General features: G+C 74.1%; 11 protein-coding genes. 6 read left to right on the top strand and 5 right to left on the bottom strand.

The features are described 5' to 3' along the window. The first annotated feature begins 38 nt into the window (after positions 1–38). Positions 39–2,654 carry a DUF7824 domain-containing protein gene (locus ACTOQ1_RS31955; RefSeq protein WP_440071688.1) on the top strand — a complete coding sequence of 872 codons (2,616 nt, stop codon included), beginning with the start codon at positions 39–41 and terminating at the stop codon, positions 2,652–2,654. Continuing rightward, on the top strand, positions 2,651–3,544 hold the full coding sequence (locus ACTOQ1_RS31950) for a hypothetical protein (RefSeq protein ID WP_440071687.1): 894 nt from the start codon (positions 2,651–2,653) through the stop codon (positions 3,542–3,544). Before ACTOQ1_RS31955 ends, ACTOQ1_RS31950 begins: the two co-directional genes overlap by 4 nt. A 139-nt stretch (positions 3,545–3,683) precedes the next feature. Here ACTOQ1_RS31950 and ACTOQ1_RS31945 read toward each other — a convergent pair whose 3' ends face one another. From ACTOQ1_RS31945 to ACTOQ1_RS31935, 3 genes are all read right to left on the bottom strand, one after another. Then, a complete protein-coding gene (locus ACTOQ1_RS31945; RefSeq protein WP_440071686.1) occupies positions 3,684–5,987 on the bottom strand; it encodes an SDR family NAD(P)-dependent oxidoreductase in 2,304 nt (767 codons plus the stop codon). 36 nt (positions 5,988–6,023) lie between these two features. Beyond that, positions 6,024–6,755, bottom strand: a complete 732-nt coding sequence (locus tag ACTOQ1_RS31940) for a TetR/AcrR family transcriptional regulator (RefSeq protein WP_440071685.1) — start codon at positions 6,753–6,755, stop codon at positions 6,024–6,026. Positions 6,756–6,925: 170 nt separating this feature from the next. Further along, positions 6,926–10,384, bottom strand: coding sequence for a BTAD domain-containing putative transcriptional regulator (locus ACTOQ1_RS31935; protein ID WP_440071684.1), 3,459 nt, complete (start codon positions 10,382–10,384; stop codon positions 6,926–6,928). Between the two features lie 150 nt (positions 10,385–10,534). Between ACTOQ1_RS31935 and ACTOQ1_RS31930 the strand changes: the two genes are divergently transcribed. Both ACTOQ1_RS31930 and ACTOQ1_RS31925 read left to right on the top strand, forming a co-directional pair. Next, entirely contained in the window at positions 10,535–11,122 is a 588-nt protein-coding gene (locus tag ACTOQ1_RS31930; protein WP_440071683.1) for an NADPH-dependent FMN reductase, read from the top strand. Between the two features lie 40 nt (positions 11,123–11,162). Further along, positions 11,163–11,732, top strand: coding sequence for a dihydrofolate reductase family protein (locus tag ACTOQ1_RS31925; protein ID WP_440071682.1), 570 nt, complete (start codon positions 11,163–11,165; stop codon positions 11,730–11,732). A 128-nt stretch (positions 11,733–11,860) separates the two neighbouring features. On the opposite strand, the gene ACTOQ1_RS31920 is transcribed toward ACTOQ1_RS31925, so the two are convergent. Beyond that, positions 11,861–12,469, bottom strand: a complete 609-nt coding sequence (locus tag ACTOQ1_RS31920) for a flavin reductase family protein (protein WP_440071681.1) — start codon at positions 12,467–12,469, stop codon at positions 11,861–11,863. A gap of 403 nt (positions 12,470–12,872) precedes the next feature. On the opposite strand from ACTOQ1_RS31920, the gene ACTOQ1_RS31915 reads away from it, so the two are divergent. Further along, positions 12,873–14,432 carry a serine/threonine-protein kinase gene (locus tag ACTOQ1_RS31915; RefSeq protein WP_440071680.1) on the top strand — a complete coding sequence of 520 codons (1,560 nt, stop codon included), beginning with the start codon at positions 12,873–12,875 and terminating at the stop codon, positions 14,430–14,432. 173 nt (positions 14,433–14,605) lie between these two features. Further along, positions 14,606–15,322, top strand: a complete 717-nt coding sequence (locus ACTOQ1_RS31910) for a maleylpyruvate isomerase family mycothiol-dependent enzyme (RefSeq protein ID WP_440071679.1) — start codon at positions 14,606–14,608, stop codon at positions 15,320–15,322. 189 nt (positions 15,323–15,511) lie between these two features. Here ACTOQ1_RS31910 and ACTOQ1_RS31905 read toward each other — a convergent pair whose 3' ends face one another. Beyond that, on the bottom strand, positions 15,512–16,591 hold the full coding sequence (locus ACTOQ1_RS31905; RefSeq protein WP_440071678.1) for a TerC family protein: 1,080 nt from the start codon (positions 16,589–16,591) through the stop codon (positions 15,512–15,514). Positions 16,592–16,729: the final 138 nt, after the last annotated feature.

Raw genomic sequence — 16,729 nt, 5'->3', positions numbered from 1 at the left:
CACCGTGAAGAGGCCGGCCACCGTGAAGAGGCCGGCGCATGACCGCCTGGGAGGAGATCCGCGGGCTCATCGACCGCCGGGACGCCGACGCCGTCGCGGCCCGGCTCGCCGGGCTGGACGAGGAGGCGCGCAAGGAGGTCGCCCGCCGCCTTCCCGGACACCTGAAGACGCTGCGCGGCCGGCGCGAATCCTGGGAGGGGCTCGACGACCACGCCGAGGCGCTCCGCGCCGCCGGGGCCGGGGTCCTTCCCGGGGCGGCCGCCGTGGTGACCTGGCTGAACCGCCGGGACTTCACCTCCCGCTGGAGCCCGCCGTACGAGGACACCGAGCGGATCATGACGATTCTCGCGGCCCGGCCGGCGCAGTGGCGGGCCGACCTGGCGGGGCGGCTCGTGCTGAGGCTCCGGACGTGGGAGGACCGCGGCCTGGAGCTGGCGCTCGCCCTGCTCCGCGCGACCGGGATCGAGGTGCCGGACCACGATCCGGTGGTCGCCGGATGGGCGAGCGCGGCCGGCGCCCTGCCCGCTCCGCACGAGGACCCGCTCTTCGACGTCATGCTTCCCCGCCTCTTCGAGGCCCAGGGGGTGGGGCGGGTTTTGCAGTGGGAGAGCGACCCGGCCCGGTCGCTGCTGGGTGCCCTGCGCACCCTGGCCGCCCGAGACGTGACGAGACGGCAGGAGCTGCTCCAGGGATGCGTCAGGCGGTTCCTGCTGGGGGGCTCGGTGACGGAGCTGCGGTTCTTCGTCCGCCTGCACGAGGCCCTGGAGCCCGTGCCGCACGAGATCGAGCCGCAGGCCCGTGACTACCTGCGGCTGCTGCCCGCGGCCCCGGGGCCGGTCGCCGAGCTGGCGCTGCGGCACCTGCGCGGGCTCGACGGGCTCGACCCCCTCGACCTGCTGGAGGGATGGGAGGCAGTGCTCTTCCGGCCCGAGCGCAAGCTCGTCCGCGCCGGACTCACCTGGCTGGACCAGCGGGTACGGCTCTCGCCCGGCCTCGCGACCTCGATCGCCGGACCGCTGGCGCTCGCGCTCGCCGCCGACTCCGCCGAGCTGCAGGAAAGGGCGCTGGCGCTCGCGATCAAGTACGCGGACCTGATGGACGACGAGGGCCTTGCCGTCGTCCGCGACGCGCTCGGCACGCTCCCGCCCGACCTCGGACGGCGTGCCTTCGCGGTCTTCGGCGGCGAGGAGCCGGCCGGGACCGATCCGCGGGACGGGTTCGATCCGCCCGCGCTCCCTCGGCCCGACGCCCCGCGGCGGATGCCGGAACCGATCGGTTCCGTGGCCGAGATGGTGCCCCTGCTGGACGACTCCGACGACTGGCAGGCGTGGGAGCGGCTGCTCGCCGGTTTCGTCACCCTCGTGCATCAGGATCGGGAGGGCACGGCCGCCGCGTTCAAGCCCCACCTGACAGGCAGGTCCGAGCACCTGTACGGAGTGCATCACTGGAACCGGGAGGGCATGGCCGCCGACCTGCCGGGCGGGTACGGGCACCTGTACGGAGTGCATCACTGGAACCGGGTCCACCAGTGGTTGGTCGGCGCCGCGTGTTCCCTCACCGGCGTCGCGCCGGAGCGCGGCTCCTGGAGGAGCAGGCTCCCCGACACCCGCCGCCTCCCTCCGCCACGCCTGCTCCTGCTGCACCGGGCCGCCGAGATCCAGAGGGCCGTGGAGGAGGACGTCGTCCCGCCCCTGCTGCTGGCCACCCCCACCCTCACGACCGGGCACGTGGAGGCGGCCGAGCTGGTGACGAGGCTGGAGGTCATCGAGGCCGCCGGGGCGAAGCCGCTCGCCGCGGACCTGCAGCAGGCGCTCCTGCGGCTGCCGAGAGAGCGGGACGGGGAGGCGGCCGAACGCGCCGGCCGGCTCTCCTCGGCGGCCGGTCGCCTGGTCGCCCGATGGCTGTCCGGTGCCGGGCTCGCGGACCCGGTGGTGGAGATGGGCCGGTCCCACCCGGAACACGGGTACGGGGAGGCGAAGCCCGTCCCGTCGCTGCGCGCGCCGGCCACCGGGCTGCCCCTCGTCGACCGGATGTTCGTCGACTCCCCGCGGTATGGCGACGGGATCCAGCCGGCCTGGTGGCCGTCGATGTTCCCGTCCCACCGCGAGGTGGCCGCCGCCTACCTGTCACGCCAGCTTCGGCACGACCAGTGGCACCACATGGCGGTACGACCGGGCCGGCTGCGCGAGCTCGCCCGGCTCGACGGGCCACCGGGAGCCGCCGTGGCGCTCGTCCTCGCCCGCCTGCTGGGAAACCCGGACACGCCGGAGGCCGTCGAGATCCTGCTGGAGATGGCGGGACGCGGCGACCTGCCGGCCGCCGAACTCGGCGGGCAGGCTGCGGCGCTGGTCGAATACGACCAGATCAAGCTCGTCCACCTGACGGTGGCCCTGGAGTCCGCGGCCCGCCAGGGCGCCCACGAGGAGGTGTGGACGGCGGTCGCCGCGGCGTTGCCGGCGCTCCTGCCCCAGGCCGGTGACCGGCCGCGCCACGGGCTGACCGGGTTCATGGAGCTGGCCGCCACCACGGCGGCGTGGTGTCGCGCCCGCGGGGCGATCCCCGAGATCGAGGCCATGGCGGCGCGCAGGGGATCGAGCGGCCTGCTCCGCGAGGCGCGCCGCCTGCACGGGCTGTTGACGGCGAAGGAAGGATGACCATGCGCTCGAAGTACGACGAGGAGCGCCGCCTGCGGCTGGCGATCGGCGACCTGGTCCGTGCCGCCGCGCCTCCCGGCTGGAGCGACGCCACGGTCCGTTGCGGCCAGGTCGGGGGATTCACCCGCGTCGTCGTGGACTGCGACGGGGCAGAGGTCGGCGTTCATGGGCTGGAGGAGCAGGTCCGGCGACTCCGCGAGCTGGCCTACCGCGACGGCGAGGGCACGTGGTTCTCCTGCGAGCTGCGCTTCACGCCGGGGAGCAGGTCGTACCGGGGACACGTGGACGCCGAGAGGTTTCCCTTCCCCGACGGCACGGACATCCCCGACCTCGCGCCGCTGGAAGAACTGGTGGTGTTTCCTCGCGACACCGTTCCCGGCTGGCTGCGGGACGCCCTCCCGACCGCGGTCCCGATGGGACTCCGCGAGCCCGAGGACTCCTGGCCTCACTTCGGCGATTCAGGCGTGCCACCGGATCCCGAGCCGGTCGTCTCCGGGGAGCTGGCCTACACGCCGATCGAGCACATGGTCGTCCGCGGTTCCGGATTCGGCGAGGAGCGCGAAGGGCCCACCGCCTTCCTGCACGGGGAGACCGGTGGAGGTGGTGACCACCTCCTCTTCCTCGGCGGACAAGGCGGGGGAGAGCAGCCTTACTGGGTGGCCCGCGAGGGCATGCGGGGCACCGGGGGCGGCATCACCGCCTGCGTGCTCGACGACCGGCGCCTCGTCCTGCACCTCACCCCCAGGGCGGCGGACGACATGGAGACCGAGACCGTCCTCACCGTCGACCTGAACCTGACGCCCGCCGAGACGGAGCGGCTGCGGACCGTTCTCAGCGGGGTTTTCCACGGTGGATCGTCCGACTGGATGCCCTCGCTCACCGGCTTCTGACGCACCGGCCGGGCAGGGGCCGGTGCGTCAGAGCGGGCGGGGTGCTCCCGAACTGCCCGTTCTGACGCACCGGCCGGGCGGGGCCGACCGGGGCGAACGGGCGGGGTGCCCTCGGACGTGCCCGGTGGGCGCCGGTCCTCTACCTCCGGTGCCTGCTCACCATCCCCGCCGCGAGGGGGGCGTTCGCGAAGTCGCCGGCCGCCACGCGGGCCGCGACGGTGCGGCGTACGAGGCGGTCGGCCAGGGAGGGGGCGTGCCTGCCGACCATCATCTCGACGCGTCCCCGGACGGTGGTCGCCACGTCGCGCGGGGCGCGGCGGGCGGTGACGGCGCGGACGATCGCGTCGACCACGCCCTCCACGGGTTCCGGCCTGGACACCGCGTCCAGGGACAGTCCCGCCTGCCGCGTACTGTCGTGGATCGGGCTGCGGACCATGCTCGGGTAGACCGTCGTCACGCCGACGTGCGTGCCGACCTCCAGCCGGAGCGCGTCGGCGTAGGCCGCGAGCGCGCGCTTGGAGACGCCGTACGCCGCCGCCAGCGGCAGCGGCAGGAGCGCCATCCGCGAGGCGATGAAGACCACCCGCCCGCGGGCGCGCACCAGGTGGGGCATGACCGTCGCCGTCACGCGCCAGGCGCCGAGGAGGTTCAGCCGCAGCTGCGCCTCGACCTCCTCTCCGGGAGCGAGCTCGGCCGGGGCGGGCCCGCCGCGCCCCGCGTTGTTGACCAGCAGGTCGATGCCGCCGAGCAGGGCCGCGGCCTCGGCCACCGCGGCGTCGACGGACTCCTGGGAGGTGATGTCGCACGCGATGATCGGGATGCCGGAGTCGCCGGGGCGGGCTGTGTCCACGATGTCCAGGCCGACCACGTGCGCGCCCTGGGCGGTGAACCGCGCGCTCATCGCCCTGCCGAAGGTGCCCGCCGCGCCGGTGACCAGGATCCGGCGCCCGGCCAGCGCGCGGGACGGGGCGGCGCGCAGCTCGCGGTCCATGACGCGGAGGTACTGGTCGACGTCGATCCGCATGTGGGGCCTGCGGTGCCCCCAGCGGTCGCGGGCGGCGTCGAGTTCGGCGGAGGCGATCCGCCGCGCGCGCTCAGGGTCGGGCAGCCGGTGGGTTCCCGCGCGTACGGCGGCCACGAGGCGGCTCTGCGCCTCGACGACGGGCAGCGCCGATCCGGTCGACTGCATCAGCCCGACGTAGCTGATCGAGTCGTCGCCGATGGGGAAGACGTGGCGGTAGAGCAGCGCGCTCGCCGGGTCGGGCATCGTGGCGGCGTCCAGGAACGGTGTCACGGCCCGGTAGCCGGTGCACCAGACGATGTGGTCGACCTCGTCCATCCGGCCGTCGGCGAAGTGGACCCGCGGGCCGTCCAGGCGCGCGACGCCCTGGCGGGCGAGCACCCTTCCCTCCGCGATCAGCCGGGGGACGGAGTCGCTCAGGGTGGGGTGGTCCTGCAGCACGCCCTCGCGGGGAGCGGGCAGGCGCGGCCCGGCGGGTCTCCTGTCGGCGACCTTGAGCACCGCCTGGGAGACCACCTGCCGCACCCGCCAGGGCAGCAGGGCCGCGAGGGCGCCGTTGAGCTGGTCGGAGGGGCGGCCCAGCAGCCGCTTGGGCAGCACCCAGACACCCCGCCTGGCCGACAGCAGCACGGCCGACGCGTGGCCGGCCAGCTCGGCGGCGATGTCCATCGCGGAGTTGCCGGTGCCCACGACGAGCACGCGCCTGCCGGCCAGCTCGGCGGGGGTGACGTAGTCGTGCGCGTGCGACTCGGTGCCGGTGAACGTCCCCGGGTACGGCGGCTCGGGGAGCCGGGGCTCGTGGTTGTGACCGTTGGCCACCACCAGGTGCTCCACCGTCTCGCGGTAGGGCCCCTCGGGGCCGGTCAGCTCCAGCTCCCAGCCGTCCCCGGTGCGCCGCGCCGATTCGAGCGTCGTGCCGAACCGGAAGTGCTCGCCGACCCCGAAGCGGTCGGCGTAGGAGCGCAGGTATTCGAGCATCTGGGCGCGGTCCGGGTAGTCGGGCCACTCGGCGGGCATCGGGAAGTCGGAGAACTCCGTGCGCGGCTTGCTCGTGTTGAGGCGGAGACCCTCGTAGGACGCGGTGTCGGCGTCCAGCCGCCACAGGCCGCCGAGGGAGGTGGCGCGCTCGACGCCGAGGACGGGCAGACCGGCCTCGACGAGGGCCTTGACCGCGGCTATGCCCGCCGCGCCGCCGCCGACGACGGCGGTCACGCCACCACGACCCGGCGTTCCGCCTGCCGCGTCGGCCGCGCTCCGATCCGGTGTACCGCCTGCCGCGTCGGTCGCGTTCCGGCCCGGCATGCCGCCGGCCGCGTCGGCCGCGCTCCGGTCCGCCGGGCCCTCGCGGTCGGCGGTCGCCCCCTGGCCCGCCACGGTGCCGCCGCCGACGGCCGCTTCCCGGCCCGCTTCGCTTGCGCCCATCCGCTGCCTCCCATATTCCATCAGATGATGGAATTATTAGCCGTCGGAGGCGCCCGCGCCAGGGGTCGCGTAGAGCCGGTCGACGAAGCGGTGGGCGTAGGCGCGGAACTCACGCCTCTCGCGGTCCGCGCTCACCGCGTCGCCGCCGTGGGAGCTCAGGGCGCTCAGCGCGGTCACGTGGCCGTGGGCCGCCCAGACCAGGCTGCGCACGGTGATGTGCGGCGTCGGCTCGACGACGAGGCCGCGGGTGGCCGCCTCCAGCAGGGCGCGCTCGATCTCGCCGTAGATCGGCAGCGAGTACGCCTCGTCCAGGGACAGGTGGAGAGTGGGGTCCAGCCACCGCCGCAGCCACAGGAAGGTGGTCTGGGGATGCTCGTCGAGGAAGTCGACGAACGCGTCCACCAGGGCGTGCATCGCGCCTGCGACGTCGCCAGGGGGGTCGGAGCGCACGGCGGCGAGGAAGGCGCGCACCGGCGGCGTGAGCGTCGCCTGCTCCAGCTCGAAGACGCGCGCGAAGCAGGCGTCGTACAGCGACGCCTTCGACGGGAAGTGGTGGTGCACGCTGGAGACGTCGATCCCGACCCGGGCGGCGATGTCGCGCACGGAGACGCCGCCGGCCCCGTGCCGGGCGAAGAGGACCGTCGCCTCGGCGAGGATGCGGTCGGGCGTCGACGGCGCGGACGGCGCGGAGCGGTCCCTGGGCGGGCGGCCCCTGCGGCGTGCCCGGGGCGCGGGGACGTCTTCCCCGCTCTCCTCGTTCTTCCTCATGCCGGACAGTCTGCCAGGATCGCCGGCCCTGATAATCCATCAGGAAATTGATTTACCTGCGCTGGGCGGTCACCGGATCCGGGGGGCGGCGTGCTCCGGGGCGGCCCTCCCGGGTCCGGTGACCGCCGACCCGGCGCGCCCCCTCCTCCCGGCCCGGCGGGGAGGCGTGTTCAGTCCGGCGCGGACGCGGCGGTGTCCGGTATGACGGCCGTGGACCTGATCTGATCGGGCGTGAGCGCGGTGCCGCGTTCGTGTTCGGCGGCGAAGCGCTCCTCGCCCAGCGCGTCACGGATCCGCGAGGTGATCCGGTCGACGTCGCCGCCCTCCCACGGGGCCGGGGGCACGGGGTTCGACGCGCGGGCCACGGTGCCCGCGCCCAGGAGCCGGGCGGCGCGGTCGTGGTGTCCGGCGACGGCCAGGGCTCCGGCCAGGCCGTACACGGCGACCGTCATCTCCCGGGCCCCGCCGAGCCTGGCCGAGAGGTCCAGGGCCGAGAGGTGCAGGGTGAGGGCCGTCGCCGCGTCGCCGCGCTGTTCGGCGACGAAGCCGAGCTCGGCCACGATCATCGGCAGGTACGGCGGCGGCTCCTCGGAGCCGGGCGGGGTGCGGTCCAGCACCTCGCGCAGGTGGGTCTCCGCGATGTCGAGGTGGCCGGCCCTGCGCGCGGCGAAGGCCAGTCCCATCCGGGCGAAGACCTGCCCCGCCTGGTGGCCCTGCTCCACGGAGAGCCGCAGCGACCTCTCGCTCGACTCCGCCGCCCGCGCGTAGTCGCCGCGCTGCAGCGCGATCCAGCCCAGCCAGCCCAGCCGCCCGGCGAACTCCGTCCACAGCCCGAGTTCCTCGGCCAGGCGCATGCCGTCGCGCTGCAGCCGTTCGGCCCGGTCGAGGTCACCGGTCATCTCGGCCAGCGCGCCGAGCCAGCCGCCGGCCTCCAGTTGCCCCCAGCGCTCCCCGAGCTCGCCGAAGATCCGCGCGCTGCGCTCGCCGTCGCGCTCGAGCCCCTCCATGTCGCCGCGTACGTGCGCGAGCTTGGCCCGGAGGGCGAGGGCCGCGGCCGTCCCCCACCGGTCGCCGAGCGCCTCGAAGGAGGGGAGCGCCCGGTCCAGCAGGTCCGCGGCGGCGGACAGGTCGCCGAGGTCGAGCCCCGCGTAGGCGAGGATCCACCACGCCCTGGCTCGCCCGCCGGGATCGCCCGCGTCCTCGTACGCCTCCAGGGCCGCCCGGCGAAGCTTCTCCCGGCCGGCGACCTCCACCTCGCCCTGGAGGAACTCGACCGCGGTCTTCCAGGTGAGGGCCCTGGCCCGGAGCGCGGCGAACGAGACGCCCCCGGAGCCGCCGGCGGTGTCCGGCTCGGGGTTCCCGGTCGTACCCGGTTCGCGGTCCCGGGGGACGGCGACCGGTGGTTCGCCGGGAACGGCCAGTGCCGCCGCCAGGGATCGGCGGGCCTCGGCCAGCCGGCCGCGCAGGAACCAGTACCAGGCCATCGCGCCGGCGAGACGCAGCGCGCCGTCCGCGTCGCCGTTCCTGACGGCCGCGTTCAGCGCGGCGCGGAGGTTTGCGGCGTCGGCGTCGAGGCGCCGCAGCCAGCGCCGCTGATCCGCCTCGTAGAGGCGCGGCGCGGCTCGCTCGGCGAGGCCTGTGTAGTGGCGCAGGTGCCGCAGCCGCACCCGTTCGTACTCCCCGGACCGCTGAAGACGCTCGACGCAGTACGCCGCCACCGATTCCAGCAGCCGGTATCTCGGCCCGTCGGCGCCGTCCACCATGACCACCAGCGACCGGTTCACCAGCCGCGCCACCAGGTCGAGCACGTCCGCGGCCGGAACGTCGTCCTGCGCGCAGACGGCCTCGGCGGCCTCCATAGTGCAGCCGTCGGCGTGCACGGCGAGGCGGCGCAGGACGGCGCGCTCGGCGTCGGTCAGCAGCTCCCAGCTCCAGTCGATCATCGCCGTCAGGGTCTGCTGGCGCGGCGGGACGCCCCGGTGCCCGGTGGCCAGCAGCCGGAACCGGTCGTCCAGGCGGGCGACGAGACCGTGCACCCCGAGGGCGGGCACTCTCGTCGCGGCCAGCTCCAGCGCCAGCGGGATGCCGTCCAGCCTGCGGCACAGCGCCGCGACCGCCGGGGCGGTGTCCGCGTCGAGGGCGAACCCCCGGGCCCCCCGGGCACCCTGGGCCCCCTGGGCCCCCTGGGTCGCGGCGGACGCGCGTGCCACGAACAGCCGTACGGAACCCGTCCGCTCCAGCGCGGGAATGTCGTCGGCGGCCCGGCCGGGGACCTCCAGCGGCGGGACGCTCCAGACCACCTCGCCGGGCAGGGCGAGCGGCTCCTGGCTGGTCGCGAGGATCCGCAGCCCCGGGGCGGCGCGCAGCAGCAGCCCGGCCAGCTCGGCGACCGGCTCGACGACGTGCTCGCAGTTGTCCAGCACCAGCAGCAGCCGCCGGGGGCGCAGTGCCTCGGTGAGCCGGTCGGCGGCGGTCACCGGCCCCGCGGCGCCCGCGGTGTCCTGGACGTCCAGCACCGCCATGATCGTCTCAGCCAGCCGGTGGACCGCGTCCTCGTCGCCGGGGCGGTCGAGCGCGGCCAGCTCGACCAGCCAGACCCCGTCACGCACGCCGCCGGAGGAGACGTTGCCCGAGGGGACACCGCCCGAGGAGGCACCGGCGGAAGGGCGGGGGGCGGCGCCGGAGGGGGCCGCCTCAGGGCGGGTCAGGTGCCTGGCGACCTCGAGCGCCAGCCGGGTCTTGCCCACGCCGCCGGGACCGGTGAGCGTCACCAACCGCTCTGCCTCCACCAGGGCGCGGATCCCGGCGACGGCCTCCTCCCTGCCGATCAGGCCGGTGAGGGGCGCCGGGAGGTTGCCGCCGGGCCTGTCGGGGAGAACGCCGGGCGCGGCCAGCGCCGGGTCCCGGGCGAGGACGGCCCGGTGCAGGGCGACCAGGTCGGCGCCCGGGTCCAGGCCCAGCTCGTCGGCGAGCAGCACGCGAAGTTCCTCGTAGCTGTCCAGCGCCTCGCTCTGCCGCCCGGACCGGTACAGGGCACGCATGTGGGCGGCGCGCAGCCGCTCCCTGAGGGGATGCGCCGCGAGCAGGTCGCCGAGTTCCCCGGCGAGCAGGACATGCTCGCCCAGCTCCAGCCGTACCTCCGCCCGGTCCTCCTGCGCGGTCAGCCACCGCTCCTCCAGCCGCGCGATCGCGGGACGCGCGAACGGCTCGTCACCGAAGTCGGCGAACGCGGGACCGCGCCACGACGCCAGCGCGTCGGCCAGCAGCGCCGCCCTGACCGACGGGTCCCCGGTCAGGGCCGCCTCGTCGAGGAGGCGCAGGAAACCGGCGACGTCGGTGTCGGCCCTCACCACGTAGCCCGCGGGATGGCGGACGATCAGGTCCCGGCAGCCGGGTTCGGCGTCCTCCAGCACCCTGCGCAGCTGCGAGACCTTGGCCGACAGGGCGCCGGCCGGGTTGCCGGGCGGATCGTCGCCCCACAGGTCGTCGATCAGCCGGTCGGCGGGCACCGGGCGCCCCTCGTGCACCAGGAGGTCGGCCAGCAGGGTGCGGACCTTCAGCCCGGGGATCGCCACCGGCTCGCCGGAGGTCGTCCACACGGCCAGTGGCCCAAGCACCCCGAAACGCATGAAGGCCACGATAACGCCGCGCGCTCATCGTCTTACCGCGGATTCTCGCGTTCCCAGGCCCGGCCGTAAAACGACGGGAGCTTTTCCGTAAGAGGGGTGCGGCATCGTGGGACACGTCGAACCGGGGACGGACGCGAGGGAGGTACGGAGATGTCGCAGGACGACCGGCTGCGGCTGGCGGTCATCATCGGGAGCACCCGCGACGGCCGGTTCGGGCCCACCGTGGCGGGCTGGTTCACCGGCCGGGCCCGCAGGCGCGGCGATCTGGACGTCGACCTGATCGACCTGGCCGAGACCGGCCTGCCGCAGACCCTCAACGACCAGGAGGGTCCCGTCCCCGCCGAGGTGGCCGCCCTGGCGCCGAGGCTGGCGGCCGCCGACGCCTTCGTCGTGGTCACCCCCGAGTACAACCGGAGCTTCCCGGCTCCGCTGAAGACCGCCATCGACTGGTACTACGAGGAGTGGCAGGCCAAGCCCGTCGCCTTCGTCGCCTACGGCAGGGACTCCGGCGGCCTGCACGCGGTCGACCAGCTCCGCCAGGTCTTCACCGAACTGCACGCCGTGGCCATCCGCGACGCCGTCACCCTTCCCCGCTACTGGGATCTCTTCGCCGCCGACGGCACCTGGCCCAGGGCCGGCGCGGAGTGCAACACCGCGGTGCGGACCACGCTCGATCGGCTGGCCTGGTGGGCCCGCGCCCTGCGCGACGCCCGTGCCAGGAGCCCGTACGTCACCTGAGTGCCTTCCCTTACCCAACCTGAACGACACGGAGGAAACCATGCGCAAGATCATCGCCATGACCCACACCACGCTCGACGGCTTCATCGACAACCCCCACCTGTGGTCCATGCCGTACTCGAACGAGGAGTCGGAGGCGTACGCCATGGACCTCACGCTCGGCTGCGACGCCCTGCTGCTGGGACGGGTCACCTACGAGGGCATGGCCCAGGCCTGGCCCGGGATGAGCAACCCCTACGCCGACCACGTGAACCGCATCGAGAAGTACGTGGTCTCCTCGACCCTGGAGAAGGCAGACTGGGAGCCCTCGACCATCGTCCACGGCGACGACCTCGTCGCCACGGTGACCGAGCTGAAGAAGCAGCCCGGCGGGAACATCATGATCTGGGGTTGCGGCCGGCTGACGGACACGCTCATGGAGCACGGCCTGCTCGACGAGTACCGGCTCATGGTCTCCCCGGTCATCCTCGGCGAGGGGCAGCGGCTGTTCCGCGGGGAGAACGTCAAGGCGACCCTGGAGCTCGTGGACAACACGACGTTCGGCACCGGCCTCGTCGTCCTCGGCTACCGTCCGGTGAACGCGGCGGGGGACCGGGCGAACGCCGGCTGAGCGGCACGGCCTGGGTCCCGGAGGCGCACGCCGCCTCCGGGACTTCCGGGTTTCCCGGCGCTCTCCAGGTCGTTCCCGGTGTCCTCCAGGTCACCGGAGGCCGGGGCGGGGGGACCGGGCTCGGGGAGTCATCCGTGGTGCGGCTCCTCGTAGGGGATGCGGTTCAGGTGCAGGACGTCGCCCAGCGTTCCCCACTCGTCGCCACCGAGCTTGGTCAGCGGGCGCAGCCGCCTGGAGTCGGGCCGGCCGTCGACGAGGTAGTCCTCGTGCACCGCCGCGAGGAAGACCCTGCCGAAGACCAGGGTGGAGTTGCCCATGCGCAGGGTGGTGTGTGAACGGCACTCCAGGACGACGGGGGAGGCGGCCACCCTGGGTGGTCGCACGTGGCGGCTGGCCTCGCGCTCGATTCCCGCGACGCCGAACTCGCTGACGCTCCGGGGGAAGTCGGTGGCGGTGTCGCGGATCAGGTGCAGCAGTGGTTCGGAGGCGAAGTTGACGACGAACTCCCCGGTGTCCTCGACGTTGCGCAGGGAGTCCTTGCGGCCGATCGAGGTGAACTGCACGATCGGCGGATCGGTGCTGGCGATGCTGAAGAAGGAGTGCGGGGCGAGGTTCTCCACCGCTCCGTCGGGGGTGACGGTGGAGACCCACGCGATCGGACGCGGAACGACGACCGAGGTCATGAACCGGAAGAAGGCCGCTCCCCCCATGGTCTCGGGATCGAAGTCGACACGCATGACTGCCAGTATTCATCGCGCTCACGATCCGTACCGGCCGCCACGCGGCAGGTGAGTACGTTGTTGCCGCTTTCCCCGGACCCCGAGTCCGTCCGGTCGGCCGTCTACGGGCGCGCCAACCAGTCGTTGACGACACGGAAGTCGGCATGTGTGAGGCCACGGCGGGGGTCGACGCGATGGAGGAGAGCCCGTTCGCGACGGTGCGCGGAAACCCAGACGCGAACGGTGGTCGTTCACCGGCAAGGCGCTCTCCGGGCAGCGGGGCCGTGGCGCTTCTCGTTCGCCGGCCCGTCGCCGATCGCGTTTCCGCGGGGCGGAGAGTCCCCTCCTATAGTTGGGTGCCAATTGTCGGGCTCGGAATCGTTGGCGGGGGATCGTGGGGGATCGGGAGGGGAAGGCGACCGTGCTCGCCGGTCGGTACCGGCTGGACGAGCTGATCGGCCGTGGCGGTACGGGCGAGGTCTGGCGCGGTTACGACCTGCGGCCGGGCTGGGCGGTGGCGGTCAAGATCCTGTCACCGGCGGTGGCCGACGCCGCGACGCGTGAGAGGTTCGCCCGGGAGGCCAGGACCGTCGCGCGCGTCGTCCATCCCAACGTGGTGACGGTGCTCGACATGGGTGAGCACGAGGGCCGGCCGTACCTGGTGATGGAGTTGCTGACCGGCAGGGACCTCGCCGCCGAGCTGGCCGGGCGGGGGCCGCTGGGCGTGTCCGAGACGTGCCACCTGGTCGGGCAGGCGGCGTTCGGGCTGGACGCCGCGCACCGGGCCGGGATCGTGCACCGCGACGTCAAGCCCGCCAACCTGCACCTGGGCGCGGGCGGCGTGCTCAAGGTCCTCGACTTCGGTACGGCCAGGGTCGCGACCGAGGCCGCGACGCGGCTGACCTCGGCGGGAAGCGTCATCGGCACGGCCGCCTACCTGTCTCCCGAGCAGATCCTCGGCGAGCCGGGAGACGCGGCCTCCGACCTGTACGCGCTCGGCTGCGTCTGCTACGAGCTGCTGTGCGGGCGGCCCCCGTTCGCCGGCCCGGCCACGGAGGTGATCTCCCGGCACGTCCACGACCGGCCGGACCCGCTCAGGCGGTACCGGCCCGACGTCCCGGTGGAGCTGGAGAGGCTCGTCCTGGCCCTGCTGGAGAAGGATCCCGCCGCGCGGCCGGCCGGGGGAGAGGTGGTCCGCCGGCTCACCGCGACGGCCCGCCACGCGCCGCCCACCCGCGACCTCGCGCCCCCGCCACCGCCGCCGATGCCGACGTCCGCGTACGACACCGTGCCGCCGGCGGCCGGGCCGGGACCGATATCCACGTCGGCGTCCGTGTCGGCGTCCGTGTCGGCGTCCGTGTCCGGCGTCCTCTCCGCGCTCACGCGGGGGCGCTCGCCCGGACGGTCCGCCGCGATCGCGCTGGGCGTGGTGGCCGTGGTGGCCGTGCTGGTCGTGCTGGTGGCGACGGCTCTCTGGGCGCTGGTGCCGTCGGATCCGGCGCGGCAGACCGGCACGGCGGCACCGTCCGCGATCACCGCGGTGGCGCCGTCCTCCGGGACGCCGTCCTCGGCACCGCCACCCACACCGGCCGTGTCGCGGAGCGCGTCCGCGGCGCCGTCCCCGGTGCCGGTGCGGTCGCCACCGGCGGCACGGGGATGGCCGGAACTCCTGCCGGCCTTCCACCGGGCGGTCACCGACCAGGAGCGGGAAGGGAAGATCGACCACAGGGCGGCTCGCGAGATCCGCGAGAGGATCGTCAAAGTGGCCCGGGCCCTCCAGAAGGGCGAGAGTGAGAAGGCGCGCGACGAGCTGCGCAAGCTCGGCCGGGACCTGTCCGAGGCGCGGCGGAGGGGCAGGCTCGCCTCCGACGGGCCGCTCATCGCCTTCCTGCGCGACTCCGGCCTCGTCTTCCCGCAGGACGACCGGGACCCGGGGCCCCGCCGCCGGCACTCCGGGGAAAACGATGACGACGACGACTGATCGGTGGCCCGTTTCCGGGCGTTGACCGAGCGACCGGCCGGTGGGAGAGGGGCCGGAGTCCCGACGGGGAACGGGCCCGCCCCCACCGGGCCGGAACCACCGCCGGGCGGGGCGGCGGGCGCGGTGCCCACCGCCCAGGGAGATGTTCGCCGTTCTTCGGGTACGGCGGAGGCATGACCAACGAAGCGAAGGACCCCCTGGTGGGGCTCGACCCGTTCGACCTGTTCGACGCCGAGGCGGAACGTCTCGACCACTTCTTCCGGGGACTCGACGCGCGGGGCTGGAACCGTCCCTCACGGGCGGCCGGCTGGTCGGTCCGGGACGTGCTCGGGCACCTGGCGGGGGAGGAGCTGTACAACCACGCCTGCCTGGACGACGACATCGACGGTTTCACCGCGATGCTCCGGCGCGAGGGGGTGGGCGGTGGTTTCGACGGCTTCAACGAGTGGTGCGTGGAGAGGCGCCGAGGCGTTCCGGTCGAGACGGTGCTCCAGGAGTGGCGGCGAGAGAACGGGGACACGCGCGAGCGGATGCGCGCGCTCGGCTACGACGCCCCGCTGCCGACCTTCGCCGGGCCGTACCCGGCGGGGCTGCAGGCCTTCCACTACGCCTCCGAGTACGCCACCCACGCCGACGACGTCGGCGCGCCGGTCACGGAGGACGAGGCGGAGGAGCGGGCCTGGTGGCGGGCTCGGGTGGGTGCGTTCGTGCTCGCCGAGCAGGACTCGAAGGCCGAGGTCGAGCTGACCGCCGACGGCGTCCGGGTGCACGCGTACGGGGCGAGCGAGCTGCTGCCGGCCCCGGCGTTCGTGGAGGCGACGGTCGGCCGCCTGCCGGAGGACCATCCCCTCGACCGCAGGCTCAAGGCCGCCCTGCGCTGCCTGGCCTGAGCGGGGCCACCCGTCCGGGTGGCTCGCGTGGGAGGCGGTGGACCACGCCTTCCAGACGCACGGCTGAGTGGGCCGCCCGTCCGGGCGGCCCACCACCGTGCTCGTGCCCGGGGCGGCTCTTCGCCGCCCTCTCGCTCAGCGGTTCTCCGCCGTGTTCTTGCCCGGGGCGGTTCCCCGCCGCCCTCTCGCTCAGTCGCCGGTGGATCCTCGCCCGCCGGAACGACCCTCCTGGCCCCGGCCCTGACCGCCGCCCTCGCCCTCGCCCCGGCCCTTCTTCCCGTCCTTGCGGCGCATCCGGTACAGGGTGCCCGCGTGCGCGCGCTCCTCCGGGTGGCTGCGCACCCTCCGCAGGCTGGTGACGACGGTGACCAGCAGCACCAGGAAGATCACTGCGAGGGAGACCGGGGTCGGGACCTCGGGGAAGGACTTCGAGACGTCCTCGTGCAGGAACGACAGGATGAGCTTGAGGCCGATGAAGCCGAGGATGACCGCCAGGCCGATCGACAGGTAGACCAGACGTTCGAGCAGGCCCTCGATCAGGAAGTACAGGGCGCGCAGCCCCAGCAGCGCGAAGGCGTTGGCGGCGAAGACGATGAGCGGGTGCTTGGTGACGCCGAAGACGGCGGGAATGGAGTCGAGGGCGAACAGCAGGTCGGTGCTCCCGATGGCGAGGAAGACCACGAACAGCGGGGTGACCACCCGCCTGCCGTCCTCGCGGGCGACGAGCTTGCCGCCGTGCATGTCGTCGCTGACCGGGAGCACCTTGCTCGCGCGCCGGATCAGCGGGTTGTTCTCGACGTCGGGGTCCTGGTTCCGGTGCCGGACGAGCTGGACCGCCGTCCAGATCAGCAGCAGCCCGAAGATCAGGAACGTGAAGGAGAAGAGGGCGATGGCCGCCGCGCCGACCGCGATGAGGACGGCGCGCAGCACCAGGGCGGTGGCGATGCCGAAGAGCAGCACCTTCTGCTGGTGCTCCTCGGGCACCGAGAACCGCGCCATGATGATGACGAAGACGAAGAGGTTGTCGACGGAGAGGCTCTTCTCCACCATCCATCCGGCGAAGTACTCCGTCGCCAGCCCCGACCCGGCCAGCCACCACAGGACCAGGCCGAAGGCGATGGCCACGCCGATGTAGAAGACCGTCCAGGCGGTGGCCTCGCGCATGCCCACGGCGTGCGGCCGGCGCGCCGCCACCACGAAGTCGAGGGTGAGCAGCAGCACCACCAGCGCGATGACCGCGATCCACATGCCCACCGAGTCGATCGCCATCCGTGTCCCCTCTTACCGGCCGAGATCACTCGCTTTACCCCGGCCGGGGACCTCCACACCCCGTGACCACCGAAGGGACCCCGTGACCACAGACGGGTCCGCCCCCCGCCCGCCGGGGTGTCCGGCGGGCGGGGGGCG

Origin of the sequence: Streptosporangium sp. OZ121 (assembly GCF_051918885.1) — a bacterium.
Classification (GTDB): domain Bacteria; phylum Actinomycetota; class Actinomycetes; order Streptosporangiales; family Streptosporangiaceae; genus Streptosporangium.
Note: the sequence above shows the minus strand (reverse complement) of the source record. Positions and strands in the feature narration are given on the sequence as shown.

Bases quoted from the DNA above. Each gene is read 5' to 3' on its own strand.
- ACTOQ1_RS31950 (WP_440071687.1), top strand. From the start codon at position 2,651: ATGACCATGCGCTCGAAGTACGACGAGGAGCGCCGCCTGCGGCTGGCG.
- ACTOQ1_RS31905 (WP_440071678.1), bottom strand. From the start codon at position 16,591: ATGGCGATCGACTCGGTGGGCATGTGGATCGCGGTCATCGCGCTGGTG.
- ACTOQ1_RS31925 (WP_440071682.1), top strand. From the start codon at position 11,163: ATGCGCAAGATCATCGCCATGACCCACACCACGCTCGACGGCTTCATC.
- ACTOQ1_RS31955 (WP_440071688.1), top strand. From the start codon at position 39: ATGACCGCCTGGGAGGAGATCCGCGGGCTCATCGACCGCCGGGACGCC.
- ACTOQ1_RS31910 (WP_440071679.1), top strand. From the start codon at position 14,606: ATGACCAACGAAGCGAAGGACCCCCTGGTGGGGCTCGACCCGTTCGAC.
- ACTOQ1_RS31930 (WP_440071683.1), top strand. From the start codon at position 10,535: ATGTCGCAGGACGACCGGCTGCGGCTGGCGGTCATCATCGGGAGCACC.
- ACTOQ1_RS31945 (WP_440071686.1), bottom strand. From the start codon at position 5,987: ATGGGCGCAAGCGAAGCGGGCCGGGAAGCGGCCGTCGGCGGCGGCACC.
- ACTOQ1_RS31935 (WP_440071684.1), bottom strand. From the start codon at position 10,384: ATGCGTTTCGGGGTGCTTGGGCCACTGGCCGTGTGGACGACCTCCGGC.
- ACTOQ1_RS31940 (WP_440071685.1), bottom strand. From the start codon at position 6,755: ATGAGGAAGAACGAGGAGAGCGGGGAAGACGTCCCCGCGCCCCGGGCA.
- ACTOQ1_RS31920 (WP_440071681.1), bottom strand. From the start codon at position 12,469: ATGCGTGTCGACTTCGATCCCGAGACCATGGGGGGAGCGGCCTTCTTC.